The following is an 18,639-nucleotide window of genomic DNA, read 5'->3' on the forward strand; positions in this document are numbered from 1 at the left end:
TGTACCGGAGCGTGACCTCTTTGCCTGACATCCCGCTGTCCGTGCTCGACCTCTCGCCCGTCGTGGCCGGAGGCGGTGTCGCGGACGCGCTGCGCAACACGCTCGACCTCGCCCGCCGGACCGAAGCCCTCGGCTATCACCGGTACTGGCTCGCCGAGCACCACAACATGCCCGGTATCGCGAGTTCCGCGACCGCCGTGATGATCGGCCAGGTCGCGGCCGCCACCGAACGTATCCGGGTCGGCTCCGGCGGGGTCATGCTGCCGAACCACGCGCCGCTGGTGGTGGCCGAACAGTTCGGCACCCTGGAGGCGTTCCACCCCGGCCGGATCGACCTCGGCATCGGGCGCGCGCCGGGTACCGACCAGCGGACCGCGCTCGCGCTGCGCGGACCGGGCGGGCTCAGCGCGGAGAACTTCCCGCAGCAGTTCGCGGAACTGCTGGCCTACTTCGAGCACTCCGACCAGCGCGCCGTCAACGCCGTGACCGCCGAGGGCAACAAGCCGCCGGTGTGGCTGCTCGGCTCGAGCGGCTTCAGCGCGCGCATGGCGGGCGAGCTGGGCCTGCCGTTCTCGTTCGCGCACCACTTCAGCGCCGAGAACACGCTGCCCGCCGTGGCGCTCTACCGCGACGCGTTCAAACCGTCGGACGTGCTCGACGAGCCGTACGTGATGCTCGGCGTCTCCGTGGTCGCCGCCGAAACCGACGAACGCGCCCAGTATCTCGCCGCCCCCAGCGGCCTGACGTTCCTCAGCCTGCGCAAGGGGCGCCCCATCCCGCTGCCGACGCCGGAGGAGGCCGCGGCGTACCCGTACACCGACATCGAGCGCGTGTTCATCGAGGACCGGGCCGCGAGCAGCATCATCGGCTCGCCCGAGACGGTCCACAAGGGACTCGAGACCTTGCTGGCGGACACGGGCGCCGACGAGCTGATGATCACGACCATGGTGCACGACCAGGCGGATCGGGTGCGGTCGTACGAGCTGGTTTCCGAACTGGCGCGCTGACGCCGGGCGGTCTCGCACCCGAGGACCGAAGTACATGAAGGCCCCCTTCCTTGCGCCTAACGCAAGGAAGGGGGCCTTCATGCACTTCGGCCGGCGCCAACGACCCCTGCGCCCCGAACGGACCAACGCCCCGCCGATCACGAAAGAACGGACAAGATCCCCGTTCGCCTTTGTCAGAAAAAGACAAGAATTCTCCGGTTACCAGGACGTGACGTCTTGATCACACCGAAGTTCTTGTCACCAGGCAGGCGCGTGATTAGCGTACCGACCAGTAGCAAACAGCACGGTAACACCCCGTTGATCCTAATCAACGATTCCGTTCCGCCATTCGGAGCAAAGGAATTGCGCAAGCTGGGGTGTATTCGCCGTGCCCGGAAAACGGGAGGGTCGGCGTGGGCGTCCGGACTGGCGCACCCTCATTCCCCGGCGCGGGTGCGATCCGGGAGACCGGCAGGCTCTATTCGCTCGGCCTCGACGTCGTCCGCCTGACCTTCCGGCGGCCCTTCCAGGCACGCGAGCTGATCCAGCAGTTCTGGTTCATCGCGAGTGTGTCGATCCTCCCGACGGCGCTGGTCGCGATCCCGTTCGGCGCGGTGATCGCGCTGCACATCGGTTCGCTGACCGCGCAGATCGGCGCGCAATCCTTCACCGGCGCGGCCAGTGTGCTGGCGATCATCCAGCAGGCCAGCCCGATCGTGACCGCGTTGCTGATCGCGGGCGCCGGCGGCTCGGCGATGTGCGCGGATCTCGGGTCCCGCACGATCCGCGAGGAGATCGACGCGATGGAGGTGCTCGGGGTCTCCCCCATCCAGCGCCTGATCGTGCCACGGGTGCTCGCCGCGATGGGGGTCGCCGCATTCCTCAACGGAATGGTCAGCGTGGTCGGCGTTCTCGGCGGCTATTTCTTCAACGTCATCATGCAGAACGGGACACCGGGTGCGTATCTGGCCAGTTTCTCCGCGCTCGCGCAGCTTCCGGACCTCTGGATCAGCGAGATCAAAGCGGTCATCTTCGGTTTCGTCGCGGCGATCGTCGCCTCTTATCGCGGGCTCAATCCGAAAGGCGGCCCGAAAGGCGTCGGTGACGCGGTGAACCAATCCGTGGTCATCACGTTCCTCCTCCTGTTCCTGTTGAACCTCGTGCTGACGACGCTTTACCTGCAGCTCGTCCCGGCGAAGGGCAGCTGATGGTCACGACGACACCCACCCGAACGACGCGCGTACGCGAAGCCGTCGACCGCCGGTTCGGATTCCTGGACACGCTCGGCGACCAGATCCTCTTCTTCCTCAAGGCACTCGCCTGGGTGCCGCGCGCGGTGCGCCGCTATCTCCGGGAGATCACCCGCCTGCTGGCCGAAGTCAGTTTCGGCAGCGGCGCGCTCGCGGTCATCGGCGGCACGATCGGCGTGATGATCGGGATGACCGTCTTCACCGGCACGGTCGTCGGGCTCCAGGGGTATTCGGCGCTCAACCAGGTCGGCACGTCGGCGTTCGCCGGGTTCGTCTCCGCGTATTTCAACACCCGCGAGATCGCGCCGCTCGTGGCCGGGCTCGCCTTGTCGGCCACCGTGGGCTGCGGGTTCACCGCGCAGCTCGGCGCGATGCGCATCTCCGAGGAGATCGACGCGCTCGAAGTGATGGGCATCCCCAGCGTCCCGTACCTGGTGACCACCCGGATCATCGCGGGTTTCCTCGCGGTCATCCCGTTGTACGCGATCGGCCTGCTGACCTCGTATCTCGCGTCGCGCCAGATCACCGTCTGGTTCTACGGCCAGTCCGCGGGCACCTACGACCACTACTTCCTGCTGTTCCTGCCACCCGGCGACGTGCTCTGGTCGTTCGGCAAGGTGCTGGTGTTCAGCGTCGTGATCGTGCTCGCCCACTGCTACTACGGTTTCCGCGCGAGCGGCGGCCCGGCGGGTGTCGGGGTCGCCGTCGGCCGTGGCGTGCGGACCGCGATCGTGGCGGTCAGCGTGCTCGACTTCTTCCTCAGCCTCGCGATCTGGGGCGCGACCACGACGGTGCAGGTGGCCGGATGAGCCGGCGCGGGCTGCGCAAAGCCGGGGTCAGGACGGCCGGGGTGCTGTTCCTCGTGGTGATGTCCGCCCTCGTGCTGCTCTCGATCAAGATCTACCGGAAGGATTTCGTCGACTCCGTGCCGGTGACGCTGCAGGCGGATCGGGTCGGCAACCAGTTGCGCACCGGCGGGCAGGTCAAGGCACGCGGTGTGGTGGTCGGCCAGATCCGCGACGTCCGCGCCACGCCGGGCGGCGCGGAGATCGACCTGGCCATGGAGCCCGGGAAGGTCTCCCAGCTGCCGAAGAACGTGTCCGCGCTGCTCGTGCCGAAGACGCTGTTCGGCGAGCGGTACGTGCAACTGTCCATTCCGGACGGTCCGAAGGCCGAACCCTTGAGTTCGGGTGACGTGATCACCCAGGACCGTTCGGCCAACGCGATCGAACTGGAACGCGTCTTCGACAATCTGTTGCCGCTGCTCAAGGCCGTGCAGCCGCAGAAGCTCGCGACCACGCTGACCACGGTCGCCACCGCGCTGGAAGGCCGCGGCGAGCAGATCGGCGACACGCTCGCCACCGCGGCCGCGTATCTGAAGGAGTTCAACCCGAACCTCCCGGCGCTGAACGACAACATCCGCGACCTCGCCACGGTTTCGAAGCTGTACGGCGACATCGCGCCGGATCTGCTCGACGCGCTGAGCGCTTCGGCCGTCACGCTCGACACGGTCAAGGAGAAACGGGCCGAGCTGGCGTCGGTGTACCAGCAGGTGACGTCGTCGTCCCAGCAGGTCACGACGTTCCTCGCCAACAACCGGGCCAACATCATCGCGCTCGCCGCCGAAAGCCGCGCGCCGCTGGAGGTCGCCGCGAAGTACTCGCCCAGTTTCGCCTGCACGCTCGACGCGCTCGCCAAACTGAAGCCGCAGATGGACAAGGTACTGGGCGCGGGAACCGACGAACCCGGCCTGCACGCGGAGATCGTCGTGACCCAGCCTCGCGGCAAATACGTCCCCGGCAAGGACGATCCGGTCTACAACGCCACCGGTGAACCGCGCTGCTATCCGTCGAACGGCCTGATGGGCCAAGGGATCGCGGCGACCGGCGGGCAGACCGCCGCGCTGCCGGGCGTGCAGGGCGACCTCGGCCTGCCGAACTCGCCGCAGGAACGGGAACTGATCTCCACGCTCCTCGCGCCGTCGATGGGCGTTCCGACGGCCGAGGTGCCCGCGTGGGGCAGCGTGCTCGTCGGCCCGCTCTACCGCGGCACGGAGGTGACCCTGCGATGAGGAACTTCGTGAGTCCCCTGATCAAGGGGCTGATCTTCGTCGTCATCACGACACTGGCGACGGTGCTGCTGGCGGTGTCCATCACGAACACCGGCCTCGGTGACACCAGGAACTACAGCGCCAAGTTCCTCGACGCGACGTCGCTGAACGTCGGCGACGACGTCCGGATCTCCGGGGTGCGGGTCGGCCAGATCGAGGAACTCGAGATCGCCGACCACAGCCTGGCGCGCGTCGAGTTCTCCCTCGACTCCCAGCGCAGGCTGCCCGCCGACGTCACCGCGGTGATCAAGTACCGCAACATGGTCGGCCAGCGCTACATCGCACTCGAACGCGGCAAGGGCACCAGTGAACTCCTGGAGCCCGGCGCGGAGATCCCGCTGGAGCGCACGACCCCCGCGCTCGATCTCACGGAACTGTTCAACGGCTTCAAACCGCTGTTCCAGGCCCTCTCGCCCAAGGACGTCAACCAGCTTTCCGGCGAGATCGTCCAGGTGCTGCAGGGCGAAGGCGGCACGGTGGAAAGCCTGCTGGCGCACACCGGATCGCTGACCACCACGCTCGCCGGCCGCGACAAGGTGATCGGCGAGGTGATCACGAACCTGGACACGGTACTGAAGAGCATCAACGGCAAGGGCGACGCGCTGTCCACTTTGGTCTCCACGCTGAAGGAACTGGTGACGGGCCTCGCCGGTGACCGCACCGAGATCGGGGAAGCCGTCTCCGGTCTCGCCGAACTCACCACGGCGACGGCAGGCCTGCTCGAACAGGGCAGGAAGCCGCTCAAGGACAGCATCGAAGGCCTCGGCCTGCTCTCCGGTCAGCTGACGACCGACGAGGGCAAGGCCGAAGTCGACAACTTCCTCACCGTCCTCCCGGGGAAGCTGAACGAACTGGGGCGGATCGGCTCCTACGGATCGTGGATGAACTTCTACCTGTGCTCGGCCGTCCTCAAGACCACGCCTCCCCGCGGGGTACCGGCGACGGCGGAGAGGTGCACGTCGTGAAACCCTTCAAGGAACGGAATCCGATCGTCGTCGGTCTCGTCGGCAGCGCCGTCGCGGCCGCGGTGCTGACCGCGACGCTCAACTACGAGAACCTCCCGATCATCGGCGCCGGGACCACGTACCAGGCCGAATTCTCCGAAGCGGCCGGCTTGCAGGAGGACGACGAGGTCCGCATCGCCGGGATCAAGGTCGGCGAGGTGAGCGACGTCCGGCTCGCCGAAGACCACGTGGTGGTCAGCTTCCGGGTCAAGGACGCCTGGGTCGGCGACAAGACCGCCGCCGAGATCAAGATCAAAACCCTGCTCGGCCGGAAGTTCCTGGCGCTGCGCCCGACCGGTGAGACGGTGCAGAACCCGAAACAGGTCATCCCGCGCACCAGGACCGTGACGCCCTACGACGTCACCGAGGCGTTCAACGGGCTTGCCGACACCGCGGGCGCGATCGACACCGATCAGCTCGCGGAAAGCTTCACGACGCTGTCCGACACGTTCAAGAACTCGCCCGAGCACATCAAGAAGGCGCTCGAAGGGCTGACGTCGCTGTCGAAGACCGTGTCCTCCAGGGACAGCGAGCTCGCCAGCCTGCTGTCCAACGCGCACGGGCTCACCACGACGCTCGCGAACTCGAACGACGACTTCGCGAAGCTCCTCTCGGACGGCAACCTCCTGCTGACCGAACTGGACCGCCGACGGCAGGCGATCCACGACCTGCTGACCGGCTCGCAGCAGCTCGCCACCCAGCTTTCGGGGCTGGTGAAGGACAACAAGGACCAGCTCGGCGGAGCGCTCAGACAGCTCGGAGAGGTGACCGACATCCTGCAGCGGCAGAACGACAATCTCGCCAAGAGCCTCGACCTCGCCGCGCCGTACTTCCGCGTGGTGAACAACTCGCTCGGCAACGGGCGCTGGGTGGACGGCTACCTGTGCGGGCTCATCCCGGAAAACCGGGACCCCTGCACCCCGAAGATCCCGGGAGGCCGCCGGTGATCGGCAGATTCGTCACCCTCGCGCTCGTACTCGCGCTGGCCGTCGTCGGCGGTCTGTGGTGGATCTTCTCCGGCAGCGGGCTCGACCGGGTCACGGTGTACTTCTCACGCGCGGTCGGTGTCTACAGTGGATCGGACGTGCGGGTGCTCGGCGTCCGGGTCGGCCAGGTGGAATCGGTGAATCCACGCGGGGAACAGGTCGAGGTCGTGCTGACCGTCGACGGCGCGACACCGATCGCCGCCGACACGAACGTCCTGGTCGTGGCGCCGAGCGTGGTGGCGGACCGGTACGTCCAGTTCACCAAGCTCACCCGTGCCGGGAACCGCCTTGACGACGGCGCCGTGATCCCGGTGGAGCGCACCGGCACCCCGGTGGAACTCGACCAGCTCTACGCCAGCCTCGACACGCTCGCCAAGGCGCTCGGCCCCAAGGGCGCGAACGCCGACGGCGCGCTTTCGGAGCTGCTTCGCACCGGCGCGAAGAACCTGCAGGGCAACGGCAAACCGTTCAACGAGTCGGTGCGCAACTTCGCCGACCTCGCCAGGACCCTGTCCGGTAACTCGCAGAACCTGTTCGCCACCGTCGACGAGCTGCAGCGGTTCACCTCGATGCTGGCGACCAACGACCGCAACGTCAGCGAGGTCAACAGGCAGCTCGCCTCGGTGACCGGGACACTGGCCGCGAACAAGGACGAGCTCGCCCGCGCCCTCAACGGCCTCGGCAGCGCGCTCGCGGAGATCCAGCAGTTCATCAAGGAGAACCGCGCGCTGATCAAGTCCAATGTGGACAAGCTCGCGGTGACGACCGGGACGCTGGTCGACAAACGCGCCGCGCTGGCCGAGACCCTCGACACGATCCCGCTGGCGGTGACGAACGTGCTCGAGGCCGTCGACCCGAAGACCGGCAAGCTGCAGAGCCGCGGCAACATGCTCGAATACGCGCCGCTCCCGCTGCCCGTCGCCGGCGACACCTACACCGGGGGGCGTTGATGACCACGAAACGGGCGATCGCCGCGCTCACCGCGTGCTGTGTCGCGCTCACCGCCTGTTCTTCGGATTTCAAGGGCGTCTACGACCTGCCGCTGCCCGGCGGCGCGGATATCGGCGACCATCCGTACCGGGTGACCGTGCAGTTCGCCGACGTGCTCGACCTGGTCCCGCAGGCCGCGGTGAAGGTCGGTGACGTCCCGGTCGGCCGGGTCGAGACGATCAGGCTCGCCGAAGACGGCTGGACGGCCGAGACCGTCCTCGCGGTCAACGGCGACGTCCACCTGCCCGCCAACGCCATCGCGCGGCTTCGGCAGTCCAGCCTGCTCGGCGAGAAGTTCATCGAGCTCGCCCCGAGCGCGGCGAAGGCCGAGGGCAGGCTGGGCGACGGCGGGGTGATCCCGGTCACGAGCACGAACCGCAATCCGGAGTTCGAGGAGATCTTCGGCGCGCTCTCCCTGCTGCTCAACGGCGGCGGGATCGGCCAGTTGCAGACCATCAACCGCGAGCTGTCGAAGGTGATGGACGGCAACGAGGAGGAGATCCGCTCCTTCCTGTCCACTGTGGAGAAGCTGGTGTCCAACCTGGACTCCCACCGCTCCGAGATCACGTCGGCGCTCGACGGGCTCAACCAGCTCTCGGCCACGCTGGCGAACCGGAAGAAGCAGGTCGAAGGCGCGCTCACCGGTCTCACCCCCGGCCTGCAGAGCCTCGCCGATCAGCGCACCCAGCTCGTCTCGATGCTGCAGTCGCTGGACCGGCTCTCCGGGGTCGGCGTCGACGTGATCAAGAAGAGCCGCGCCGACCTCGTCGCGGACCTCACCGCGCTCGCGCCGATCCTGAAACGGCTGGCCGACGCCGGCGAGAGCCTGCCCAAATCGCTGGAGATCCTGCCGACGTTCCCGTTCACCGACGCCGTCCGCGACGGGATCAAGGGCGACTACCTGAACGTCTACGCCACGATGATCCCCGCACCGGGCGTCGAACTCCCGCCCCCTGGTGAAGGGGTCCCGCCGGGACTTCCGACCCTGCCGCTGCCGTCCTCCGGAGGTAGCTGATGCTCACCACCCGTGTCCGGATCCAGGTGATCGCGTTCGTCATCCTCGCCCTGGCGACGACGGCGTTCGTCGGGGCGAGCTACGCGGGGCTCGGCAGGCTCTTCGGGGCGGGCGGGTACACCGTGAAGCTCGCGCTGACCGACGGCGGGGGCCTGTTCACCAACGGCGAGGTGACCTACCGGGGCGTCGCCGTCGGCCGCGTCGGCGAACTGCGGCTCACCGACGGCGGGATGGAGGCGGAGCTGCTGATCGACGACGACGCGCCGCCGATCCCCGCGAACTCGCGGGCGGTCGTGGCGAACCGGTCCGCGGTCGGCGAGCAGTTCGTCGACCTGCAACCCCGGACCGGCGACGGACCGTTCCTCGCCGAGGGTTCGGTCATCCCGCGCGAGGCGACCACCGTACCGCTGCCGGTGCAGAACCTGTTGACCGATCTGGACTCGCTGACCGCGTCCGTGCCGACCGAGGATCTGCGGACCGTCGTCGACGAACTCGACAACGCCCTGCGCGGATCCGGCGCGAACCTGCAGGTGCTGCTGGACTCCACCACCGACTTCACCAAACAGGCGGCGGATCACCTGCCGCAGACGGAGAAGCTGATCACCGACGGCTCGACCGTGCTGAAGACCCAGGTCGACTCCTCGCAGGCGTGGCGGCAGTTCAGCGGTAACGCCAAGCAGTTCGCCGAGCAGCTGTCCCGTTCGGACGGTGACCTGCGGCGGCTGATCGCGACGGCGCCCGACGCGGCGACACAGCTTTCCGGGCTGCTGAAGGACAACGAACCGGGCCTGCCGATCCTGCTGGCGAACCTGCTCACCACGTCGCATGTGTTCTCGGCACGCACCGACGGGCTCCGGCAGCTGCTGATCAACACCCCGAAGGCGGTGTCGGCGGTGGACGCGGCCGTCGACGAGCAGTCCGGGAAGATCGGGCTGGTACTGACCTTCTTCGACCCGATGCCGTGCACCAAGGGCTACGAGGGCACGAAGGTCCGCACCAGCGCGGAGCTTTCGGCGCTGCCGTTCAACACGGGTGCCGCGTGCACGCTCGAAAGGGGCAACGCGAGTTCGGTCCGCGGCTCGCAGAACGCGCCGAAGGGCGGCGTCCCGCCCGCCGCGATCCCCGGCGGCTTCGGCGCCGACGGCCAGCCGACGTCCACCAGCCTCGAGGAGATGTTGTGGCTGCGAAACTGAAGATCGCGATCGCCGTGTTCGCCGCGGCCTGCGCGTTCGCGGGCTGGGCCGGGTACTCCTGGTTCACCGCGACGGCTTCCGAAGCCGTGTCCTACGGGAACTCCCGCGACGAAGCGCTGAAGACCGGCCGCGAACTCGTCGCCCGGCTGACCACCCTCGATCATCACCGGGTCGACCAGGGCATCGCCGACTGGCTCGCCGCGTCCACCGGCCCGCTGCGCGATCAGCTCGGCAAGACCGACGACGCGACGAGGCGGACGCTCACCAAGGACGCGACGGTCTCGACGGGCAAGGTGCTCGACGCGGCGATCAGCGAACTCGACGACCACGCGGGAACGGCCAAGATGCTGGCTTCGGTGGAGATCACGATGGCGAAGGAAGGCTCGGCACCGACGACGAAACGCAACCGCTTCGCCGCCGGGCTGACCAGGACGGACGAGGGCTGGAAGCTCAGCGCGCTCGACCAGCTGCCGGTGGGTGCGCGATGACCGCCACGGCCGACACCGAAACCGATGTCACCGAGGAGACCGAGCCCGAGACCACGGCCGAAGAGACCACCGAGGAGGCCGCCGGGAAGCCGCCCCGCCGGCCGGACCTGTCACTGATCCTGCTGCTCGCGGCGGCCGTGCTGGTGGCGGCCGGCGCGTGGTTCACGCTGGAGGCGAGGTCGATCTCGGCGGCGCCGTCGGCGGCGAACACCGCGCTCACCGACGTCGGCGCCACGGCCGAGGTGAACTCCGCGGTGACGGTGGCGCTCGACAAGATCTTCTCCTATTCCTACGACCGGACCGACGTCACCGAAAAGGCGGCGGCCGCGGTGCTGAGAGGAAAGGCACTGGACTCCTACAACCGGCTTTTCGCCCAAGTCCGGGAAAAGGCCCCGGTGCAGAAACTCGTCCTCACCACCCGAGTCTCCTCATCCGCCGTCCAGGAACTCGGCGGCGGTAAAGCGAGGCTGCTGGTATTCCTCGATCAAGCGGCCGTCCGGGCCGACAACAATTCTTCGACGGCGGCCGCGGCGCAGCTTTCTATCACCGCGGAACGCGAAGGCGACAACTGGGTCATCACCGACCTCATCCCCAGGTAATCCGCTTTGTAAACCAGGAGAGAAAACGAGGAGAAACCCATGTTCGGTCGAACGCGCCCTAAAACAGCCCGTCGCCGTCTCGGCACGGTCGTCGCACTCACCTCCGCGCTCGCCATGGCGGGCAGCCTCGCCGCGACCCCGGCCCTGGCGGACGACCCGGTGGAGATCCCGGTGTCCTACACCGTCACCGGGACGACCACGGTGAAGAAGACCGGCGGCACCCTCGACCTCGGCCCGGGCCAGCTCAACGGCGCCCTGGTCATCGACGGTGACAACGTCGGCATCCGCGGCGATCTGGCCCTGCCGCCGTCGACGGCGAACATCTCGCTGGTCTCGGGGGTCTTCAAGATCAAGGCCCGCGTGCGGATCGAGCCGACCGGCCCGGTCACCGGCACGCTCGCCAACGGCGACCTGACCACCCACTCGCAGGCGAACATGCTGATCGACAACATCGTGGTCGGCCTGTTCTGGCCGGTCATCCCGCTCCCGACGGTGCCGAACGCCTGCAAGACGGTCAAGCCGCTGGACCTGACCCTGGTGTCGAAGAACGTCGACCTGTTCGCGCCGACCATCCCGTCCTCGGGGACGTTCACCATCCCCGAGTTCAAGGACTGCTTCATCAACGACCTCGCGCTGGGGGCGTTGATCTCCGGTCCCGACAACACGATCAACCTGAGCATGAAGTCGAACCTGTCCTGAAACTCGTGAGTGGTAAGGACGGTTCTAACCGTCCTTACCACTCACGAGACCCGGCACCCTGCTTCAGCAGAAGTACGGCGCCGTGGGGTCGACCAGCGCGACGCCGGTGCTGTCACCGGCGGAAACGGCGTAGACCGGAGCGCACACGCCGGAGAACTTCCAGAAGTCCGTCGGCGGTTCCGTGCTGGTGTCACGGCTTTCGGACTTCACGTTGCTGCCCCAGGCGAAGACACTCCCGTCGGCCTTCAACGCCACGTTGTGGTTGAAGCCCGCGTCGATGGCGACCACGCCGGACTGCGCTTCCGGCGGAACCGTGGCCTGGCCGTAGAAGTTGTCACCCCAGGCGATCACGCCGCCGTTCTTCAGCGCGATGCTGTGCCGGAGCCCCGCCGAGACCGCGCTGACCCCGGAGGTCGCCGCCGCGGGCACCGTGATCTGGCCCTTTCCGTTGCTGCCCCACCCGATCACGCCGCCGTTCTTCAGCGCGAGCCCGTGGTCGCCTCCCGCCGAGATCGCGGTGACCCCGGAGGACACGGACGCGGGGACAGTGGTCCGCGAACCCCAGCTCACCACGCTGCCGTTCGTTTTGAGCGCCAGGTTGAAGTACGCGCTGGTGGAGATCGCCGTGACCCCCGAGGTCGCGGACGACGGCACGACGTTCTGGCCGTAGAAACCGTTGCCCCAGGCGATCACCCCGCCGTTCTTCAGCGCGAGTTCGTGCGCCCAGCCGGCGGCGATCGCCGAGACGCCGGACGTGGCCGCCGCCGGAACCGACAACTGGCCGTAACTGTCGTTCCCCCAGGCGATCACCCCGCCGTCCTTGAGCGCGAGATGGGTGATCGCGCCGGCGGAGACCGCGCTGGCGCCGAGCGCGGCGGCCGGTATGGTCCCCTGCCCGTAGTCGTTGCTCCCCCATGGCCGCGCTTCGCCGGTCTGCGCGGCGCTCGCCGTACCGCAAAGGGAAACCGTTGCGATCATTACGGTAATCGCGACGCCCGCTACCCGTCGTGATGCCGATCGTCGATTCTCGGAAGACATGCGCCGAATGTTAACCCGGCTGCACCGATCGGCCGCCTCTTTGTCATCCACGGACAAACTTCATAATCGCATTCAGCGCCCGCTGACAAGAAAGAACGGGCGTCTCACCCACTTCGAAACATGTCGACATGAATCCTTGTTACGTACATAACTCGCGGGTAACCTCGGTTTACCCCACCACCGAGAAAGCCGCTCGAGTCGAGCATATTTGATCAGAAAAATCCGCCGAAAGGCGCATGGGGAAAGCCGCCCGAGACGTAAACTGGATCAAAGGAGATGACAGGTATGTCCCGTAGACTTGGCAAGCTGTCGGCAGGCGTCGCCACCACCGGCATCGTGCTCGGCGCCGTCGCCGTGCTCACCGCTGGCACGGCCGCCGCCGCGACCACCTACGCCACCGGCACCGTCGCCTACATGTGCAACTTCCCCGGCATCGGCCAGCAGCAGCTGGACGTGAAGGCGAACTTCGTCGGGCCGGACTCGGTCGCCTCCGGCGGCACCGCCACTCCGTCGAGTGTCGGCGGCACCGCGACGATCAACGCGACCATCAACGCGCTGCTCAACGCCGCCAACTACGACGGTGTCCGCGGCAAGGCCAACATGCCGATCACCGCCACCAACGCCACCCCGACGTCGGCGACGGTGACCAACCTGGACGTTCCGACCCAGATCAACCCGTACGTGCCCGGCCCCCGGTCGTTCAACATCGTCCAGGACGCCGGCACCAGTGTTCCGACGCTGACCGCGGGCGCTCCCGGCTCGGGCGTGATTTCCCTCGGCACCACGATCAACGCTCCGCTGGACTTCCACAAGAAGGACGGCACCTGGACGGCGTGGAACTTCAACTGCACGGTGAAGAACACCAACCCGGCGCAGAACCGCGCGTTCAGCCCGGCGATCCCGATCACCTGATGAACCACCCGTGCGGGGCGGGGACGCCCGCCCCGCACGGTCTCCACGCAGGACACGAGAGGAAGACCGCATGACGCAGCAGGTTCGCCGGATACTCGGGAGGGCTCCCGTGATCGCGGGCGTGATCCTGCTGGCCGGCGTGAACGGCGCGCTGACCGGCTCGGCGGCGACCGATCCGGCGGCCAAGCCGACACCGCCGCTCCAGGGCGCCGAGCCGACGCACAAGAGCCTGGCGAACACCTGTGTCTTCCCTGATCCGGTTGGCGAACGACCGGTCACAGTGGACACCAAGGCCACTCTGCCGAAGGTCGTCGGTACCGGAAAACCCGTCCAGGTCAAGGACTTCTCCCTTACCTTCGCGATACCCGCCGGCGCGCTCGGGGACGTGACCGAGATCGAGGGTGCCGCCACCGTCGAACTCACGGCGACCCGCGAGGACAAGAAGACCCCGGTCCCGGTCACTCTCACCATTCCGGCGACCAAGGTGCCCACCACCGGTGACTTGAGCCTGGTCGCGACCGGCAAGGTCCCCGACATCGTGATGAAGGTCGAGGGCGAGCTCCAGCTGACCACCGGCGCACCGTCCCTCGCGCTCACCGTCCCGGCCACCGGAACCCCGCTCAAGCCGATCACCTGCGTCCAAGCCCCCGGCCAGGATCCGGCTCTCGGCAGTGTGGCGCTGCTGCCGCTGAAGCCGGTCGAGCAAAGGACCGGGAAGCCGGATGTGCAGCAGCCGCAGGGTGTGGTCCGCGCCGAGGCCGATCCGCCGGACCCGAACATCATCGTCATCCCGCTACTCCCGTTCGAACTGATCAACACGGCTACGATCAGTAAGGTTGGTGCGGTCGCCCGGCTGAAGCCCGGGTTCATGTTCAACGCGATCTGGACCGTCTACCTCGACCGGACGACGAGCGAGATCAGCGGTACCGCGCTTCAGCCCCCGAGCAAGCTGAACCTGCTCGGCTTCGGCTTCTTGCCGATCAGCGGGACGATGGAATTGCTGCCGACGGACTACCGCACCGGAAACACCCTCATCGACGCCGCCGGGACTGTGATCGCCGAACCCGACGGCAGCTCGACCGCGACCGTCAAGGTCCAGGGCTATGGCAGACTGAGCAACATCACCGTCAACGGCGTCGACCTCGGTGTCGGTGACAACTGTGTGACGGCCGAGCCGTTCGAACTAAATCTGCGGGGAACGAAGTACGACACGGCATACGGCGGTGTCCTGCGGACCGACCCCGACTCGCCCGACCCGCTGTACCGGGGCTTCACACTGCCCAGGTTCGCCGGCTGCGGTGTCAAGGAGAACCTCGACTCGTTGCTGAGCGGCATGTCCTCGGGCCCGGGCAACCAAGTCTGCTTCGGTGTCAATCAGGTCGGCCTGCCCCGGACGCCGGAACGGGAGTGTCCCAACGTGACACCACCCTCCGGATGACGTCCGCACCAGCAGCCCACGAAGGCAATAGTCCATTCAGTGGCATATTCGCCGTGCTCACAGGTTGACAAATCCGATCTCGAAAGTACTCAATAAACGGTAATCGCAATCCGGGCATCGGCCGAACTCGCCTACGCGGGTTCGGAAGCGGAATGGACACAGTGGATCAAAACCGGCGTCCGCGAGGCGAACGCCAGGGACCAGGCGCACAAACTGCAAAGCGACGCCGCAGCGAGGGCAGCGCGGGAAAACAAGGAGCGTGCCGCGCTGGTCAACGAGATCGTCGCCACCCCCGACCTGCTCATCCAGAGTGACAAGGACTTCGTCTTCGTCATGTGGGAGCGGGCGTCGGGGCCGCTGCTCAAGAAGGCGGCGCTGGCGGCGTACAACGGTTCGCCCGCAGACCTGAAGGCCTTCATCCTCACCGGGATCTTCACCGCCCGCGAGGCGGACCAGAAGGCGATCGTCGAAGCCGACGAACACGCCGACGCCGAGGAGAAGGCCAGGCTTACCGCGCGCGACGCCCGGATCCGGGCAGCGGCGGTGGTGAGGCTCGACGCCACCGAAGGCCATCTGATCGAACCGGACATCAACTTCGTCATGGACCTGTGGGACAAGGCCAAACCGAACAGCGAGGTCCGTGCCGCGGCGGAACGAGCGCTGCGCAGCCCGAATCCGGCCGACCTGACCGCCTACATCGGCACCGGGATCCACCAGGCGAACCTCAAGGACTGGCTGGCTTGGCTCAAGAAGAAGGGAGAGGCCGACCGGCGTCTCGCCTTCGAACTCAGGACAAGGGCGGACCAGAGCCGGGTCCATCCGGCGCTGGTGGCGGCGGCGACCGCGGCGCTCGCGGGGACCGATGACGACGTCGAACTGTTCCTTCGCCTGGGGCAGTACGAAGACGCCGTGCTGACGCAATCCCTGCGATTTTCGGGCGACCGCTATCTGCGCGGGTCCGGTGACGCCGTAGTGGCCGCGGGGACCCCTGGCGGCGACGGCGCCGACGCGACGTGGCGGGTCGTACCGGGCAAGGCCGACGTGAACTGCCATTCGTTCGAATCGGTCCGGTTCCCGGAACATTATCTACGCCAGTCCGGGCAGCGAGTGGTCATCGCACCCTCCGACGGGACCGACCAGTTCCGCTCGGACGCGACCTGGTGCACGAAGGCGGGCACGACCGGGACCACCGTGTCACTGGAGTCGTTCACCCTGCGCGGTAGGTTCCTGCGACAGTTCCAGAACCAGGTGTGGGCGGCGAACACCAGCGGGCAGTATCCGTACGACACGGCGACCGAGTACGCCACCGACATTGTATGGCAGGCGAGCTCCCCTTATCCCGTCACCGGCTGAGTGACACCGTCCCTCCGCGTGCCATGAACGGCCCGCTACTCGCGAAATTTGCCAGTAACGGGCCGTTCACGGCATCCAGTACTCGGCAGCGCCGGAAGGATCAAGACCCGCTCGGCGTCCACTGTGGACTCTTACGCGGCGACGGCAGCACCTCCGGAAGCGTGAAGCCTTCGGGCGAAGTGGAAAGGCCGACCCCGGCCCGCAGCGCGAGCTCCATCTCGAACCGCGCCCCCGGGTCGCGCAGGTGCTCGCCGAAGGTCGCCTGCAGCTGCCGCATGCGGTACCGGACGGTCTGCGGATGCACCTGGAGCCGCTCGGCGATGTCGACGACGTTGCCCTGGCTGTCGAGCCACGCGCGGAGGGTTTCGAGCAGCCGTTCCCGCTGTTTCCCGGTCATCTCGGCGAGCGGGGCGAACAGGCGATCGCGCAGCTGGCAGGTCAGCGCGGCGTCGGCGTTCACGAGCAGGGTGGCGAGATGGTCTTCGGCGCGGATCACGCGGCGGGCCTGGATGATGCCGCGCTCGGAAAGGAGCAGGGCCTCGCGTGCCCAGCGGAGGGAATCGGCGACGGAATCCAGCGGGCGGCACGGGCCGATCGACAGCCGGTACTCCGGCAGCGCGGCCTGCAAGGTGGCGAGGCGGGCGATCGAGAGCTCGCCTGGGACGAGCAGACGCGGCTCAGCGCAGTCGAGTTCGGCGAGGACGTCCGAATCCACCGCGTTGTGCCGCCGGGGTCTGACGGTGTCGCCGATCGGGTGCAGCACCACCGGCGTCGCGCGTTCGGGCACCGTCCAGCCGGTCAGCTGCGCGAGTTCCGCGATCGCCTTCGACGGCGCGGGCGGGGTCTCCAGCACGAGGTGCAGCAGTTTCCGGCGCCACGTGTCCAGCGCGCCGGCGGTGCGTGCCTTCGCTTCGAGATACCCATCCAGCGCGACGGACGCGAGTTCGTCCATGAACGCGAGCATCGCGTCGGCCAGTTGCGACATCACCGCGGACGAAAGCCCGCTGCGGCGGCCGACGCGCATGATGCGCCGCCAGGAGACCCGGGCACCGACCCGGTAGGCAGACTGGAGGGTGTCGAGGCTGCGGCCTTCCCGCATCTCGTTCTGCCCCAGCCGATGGTGGACCTCGTGCGACTGTTCCTTGGAGACGGAGGGATCCGCGATCTGCGCGACGAACAACGTGATCGCGTATTCGACGCCCGCACGGATCGACTTGCCATAGGGCCCGTCGAGCGGGCGGGCGTACGCGGGGATGGTCGCCCGGATCTCGTCGACGATCTCGTTGGCGAGACTGCCGAGCTCCGGTCGCAAAATGTCGGCGAGTTTGCGGGGAAGTGCCGCGGGAGGCTGCGCAGCGTGTTCGATTCCGCGCTCCACCGACATCGCAGCTCCTTTGCTCCGCCCAGCGTCCCGACATCCCACGATCGTCGTGAGGTGACAACGAACACATCGCGAAGTCGCCCGTGAATGTGTCACCTTTCGCAGAAGAAACCGATTTCTTGTCACCAACGTGACAAAATCACGGGTCGGCCCTGAATTTTGATGACAAGTGCCCGGCAAACGCCTCGCGAGGTACGTACGAACGGCCGAAGTGGATACGACCGTGACGCTGCGTCACTACTTTCCGGTGAGCAATTCACCGAGTACTTCGAGCACGGGGGCCAGCACGCGGACCTCGGTGCCGGCGCATTCGGTGATCCCGGCGCCGACGACCTCGAAACCGCTCAGCTCGCGAAGCATCGCCACCAGACGTTCGATCGTCAAGCCACCGGGCTCCGGATAGTTCAGCCCGTCGAACTCCGCCGGGTCGAGTACGTCGAGATCGAGATGGACGTAGACCTTGTCCGAACCCGCCAGCCCGGCGGCGACGTCGGCCGTCTCGACGACAAGCCCGCGCTCGACCGCTGCGCGCTCGGCGTCGTCGAAGGCCCTCGTCCCCGCGAGGACGACGCGTCCGGGTTCGACCGGCGGGTTCGCGGCGAACTCCGGGTCGCCCTCGCCGAGCAGCGAGCGCAGCACCATGCCGTGGAACGCGCCCGACGGCGAGGTCTCCGCGGTGTTGAGGTCGGAATGCGCGTCGAACCAGGCGACGCCGAGCCCCGGCCCGAAGCGGTAGCGCGCGACCCCGATCGGGATCAGCTCGACGCCGCAGTCCCCGCCGATGGTGAGCACCGGCCCGCCCGGCGCCTCCAGCGCGGCGAGCTGCGCGGCCCGGTTCGCGCCGGTGAGCACCGCGCGGTTGGCGATGCCGTCGACCACGGGCGAAGTCTCGCGCGTCTGCCGGATGTGGTGCACCGGCACGCCCAGCACGTGGCCCGCGAGCTCGGCGAGCGCGACGCAGCCTTCGGGCAACTCCGGCGCGCGCTCGGTCAGTGCGCCCTGGAACTGGGGTACGGCGTTGATCAGCACCCGGTCCAGGCTAGCGGCGGCCGCAAGTCCGTGAAGGCCGGTCGAGGCCAGACCGAGGTGCCGACGTGGGGGAAGAGACATTAGCCAAGGAGAATGTTTGGTAAATTGGTTTTGGCACAAACCGTTCCTTTAAAAAAAAAAACAACCCCAAGACCCAAAAAACAAAAC

18 protein-coding genes are annotated in these 18,639 nt (G+C 67.5%); 15 read left to right on the top strand and 3 right to left on the bottom strand.

Annotated elements, in window-relative coordinates:
- Positions 1-11 precede the first annotated feature (11 nt).
- From ACFWIW_RS13735 to ACFWIW_RS13790, 12 genes are all read left to right on the top strand, one after another.
- Positions 12-1,007, top strand: coding sequence for an LLM class flavin-dependent oxidoreductase (locus tag ACFWIW_RS13735; RefSeq protein ID WP_378368729.1), 996 nt, complete (start codon positions 12-14; stop codon positions 1,005-1,007).
- Between the two features lie 392 nt (positions 1,008-1,399).
- Positions 1,400-2,194 carry an ABC transporter permease gene (locus ACFWIW_RS13740; RefSeq protein WP_016336400.1) on the top strand — a complete coding sequence of 265 codons (795 nt, stop codon included), beginning with the start codon at positions 1,400-1,402 and terminating at the stop codon, positions 2,192-2,194.
- Positions 2,194-3,045, top strand: coding sequence for an ABC transporter permease (locus ACFWIW_RS13745; RefSeq protein ID WP_240594384.1), 852 nt, complete (start codon positions 2,194-2,196; stop codon positions 3,043-3,045). The genes ACFWIW_RS13740 and ACFWIW_RS13745 overlap by 1 nt, the downstream gene beginning before the upstream one ends.
- Positions 3,042-4,307: an MCE family protein gene (locus ACFWIW_RS13750; protein WP_378368730.1), complete on the top strand. Its 1,266-nt coding sequence runs from the start codon at positions 3,042-3,044 to the stop codon at positions 4,305-4,307. The genes ACFWIW_RS13745 and ACFWIW_RS13750 overlap by 4 nt, the downstream gene beginning before the upstream one ends.
- Complete coding sequence (locus ACFWIW_RS13755; RefSeq protein ID WP_378368731.1) at positions 4,304-5,311, top strand: MCE family protein; 1,008 nt, start codon at positions 4,304-4,306, stop codon at positions 5,309-5,311. Before ACFWIW_RS13750 ends, ACFWIW_RS13755 begins: the two co-directional genes overlap by 4 nt.
- A complete protein-coding gene (locus ACFWIW_RS13760; RefSeq protein ID WP_378368732.1) occupies positions 5,308-6,297 on the top strand; it encodes an MCE family protein in 990 nt (329 codons plus the stop codon). Before ACFWIW_RS13755 ends, ACFWIW_RS13760 begins: the two co-directional genes overlap by 4 nt.
- Positions 6,294-7,286: an MCE family protein gene (locus ACFWIW_RS13765; protein WP_378368733.1), complete on the top strand. Its 993-nt coding sequence runs from the start codon at positions 6,294-6,296 to the stop codon at positions 7,284-7,286. Before ACFWIW_RS13760 ends, ACFWIW_RS13765 begins: the two co-directional genes overlap by 4 nt.
- A complete protein-coding gene (locus tag ACFWIW_RS13770) occupies positions 7,286-8,341 on the top strand; it encodes an MCE family protein (protein ID WP_378368734.1) in 1,056 nt (351 codons plus the stop codon). The genes ACFWIW_RS13765 and ACFWIW_RS13770 overlap by 1 nt, the downstream gene beginning before the upstream one ends.
- Entirely contained in the window at positions 8,341-9,534 is a 1,194-nt protein-coding gene (locus tag ACFWIW_RS13775; protein ID WP_378368735.1) for an MCE family protein, read from the top strand. Before ACFWIW_RS13770 ends, ACFWIW_RS13775 begins: the two co-directional genes overlap by 1 nt.
- Complete coding sequence (locus tag ACFWIW_RS13780) at positions 9,519-10,022, top strand: hypothetical protein (RefSeq protein ID WP_378368736.1); 504 nt, start codon at positions 9,519-9,521, stop codon at positions 10,020-10,022. The genes ACFWIW_RS13775 and ACFWIW_RS13780 overlap by 16 nt, the downstream gene beginning before the upstream one ends.
- Entirely contained in the window at positions 10,019-10,621 is a 603-nt protein-coding gene (locus ACFWIW_RS13785; RefSeq protein ID WP_378368737.1) for a hypothetical protein, read from the top strand. The genes ACFWIW_RS13780 and ACFWIW_RS13785 overlap by 4 nt, the downstream gene beginning before the upstream one ends.
- A 39-nt stretch (positions 10,622-10,660) precedes the next feature.
- Complete coding sequence (locus ACFWIW_RS13790; protein WP_240594393.1) at positions 10,661-11,320, top strand: hypothetical protein; 660 nt, start codon at positions 10,661-10,663, stop codon at positions 11,318-11,320.
- 63 nt (positions 11,321-11,383) lie between these two features.
- On the opposite strand, the gene ACFWIW_RS13795 is transcribed toward ACFWIW_RS13790, so the two are convergent.
- Positions 11,384-12,298, bottom strand: coding sequence for a hypothetical protein (locus ACFWIW_RS13795; protein WP_125736780.1), 915 nt, complete (start codon positions 12,296-12,298; stop codon positions 11,384-11,386).
- A gap of 345 nt (positions 12,299-12,643) precedes the next feature.
- Here ACFWIW_RS13795 and ACFWIW_RS13800 point away from each other — a divergent pair, with 345 nt between their 5' ends.
- From ACFWIW_RS13800 to ACFWIW_RS13810, 3 genes are all read left to right on the top strand, one after another.
- The gene (locus ACFWIW_RS13800) at positions 12,644-13,270 is read left to right on the top strand and encodes a DUF6801 domain-containing protein (RefSeq protein WP_016336411.1); all 627 of its coding nucleotides are present in this window, start codon (positions 12,644-12,646) and stop codon (positions 13,268-13,270) included.
- Between the two features lie 70 nt (positions 13,271-13,340).
- On the top strand, positions 13,341-14,708 hold the full coding sequence (locus ACFWIW_RS13805; RefSeq protein ID WP_378368738.1) for a DUF6801 domain-containing protein: 1,368 nt from the start codon (positions 13,341-13,343) through the stop codon (positions 14,706-14,708).
- Positions 14,709-15,041: 333 nt separating this feature from the next.
- Complete coding sequence (locus tag ACFWIW_RS13810; protein WP_378368739.1) at positions 15,042-16,061, top strand: AbfB domain-containing protein; 1,020 nt, start codon at positions 15,042-15,044, stop codon at positions 16,059-16,061.
- Positions 16,062-16,161: 100 nt separating this feature from the next.
- Here ACFWIW_RS13810 and ACFWIW_RS13815 read toward each other — a convergent pair whose 3' ends face one another.
- Together ACFWIW_RS13815 and ACFWIW_RS13820 are read right to left on the bottom strand one after the other, a co-directional pair.
- On the bottom strand, positions 16,162-17,445 hold the full coding sequence (locus ACFWIW_RS13815) for a PucR family transcriptional regulator (protein ID WP_378368740.1): 1,284 nt from the start codon (positions 17,443-17,445) through the stop codon (positions 16,162-16,164).
- Between the two features lie 234 nt (positions 17,446-17,679).
- Entirely contained in the window at positions 17,680-18,471 is a 792-nt protein-coding gene (locus ACFWIW_RS13820) for an arginase family protein (protein WP_378368741.1), read from the bottom strand.
- Between the last annotated feature and the right edge of the window lie 168 nt (positions 18,472-18,639).

It is taken from the genome of Amycolatopsis sp. NPDC058340, assembly GCF_042723975.1.
GTDB lineage: Bacteria > Actinomycetota > Actinomycetes > Mycobacteriales > Pseudonocardiaceae > Amycolatopsis.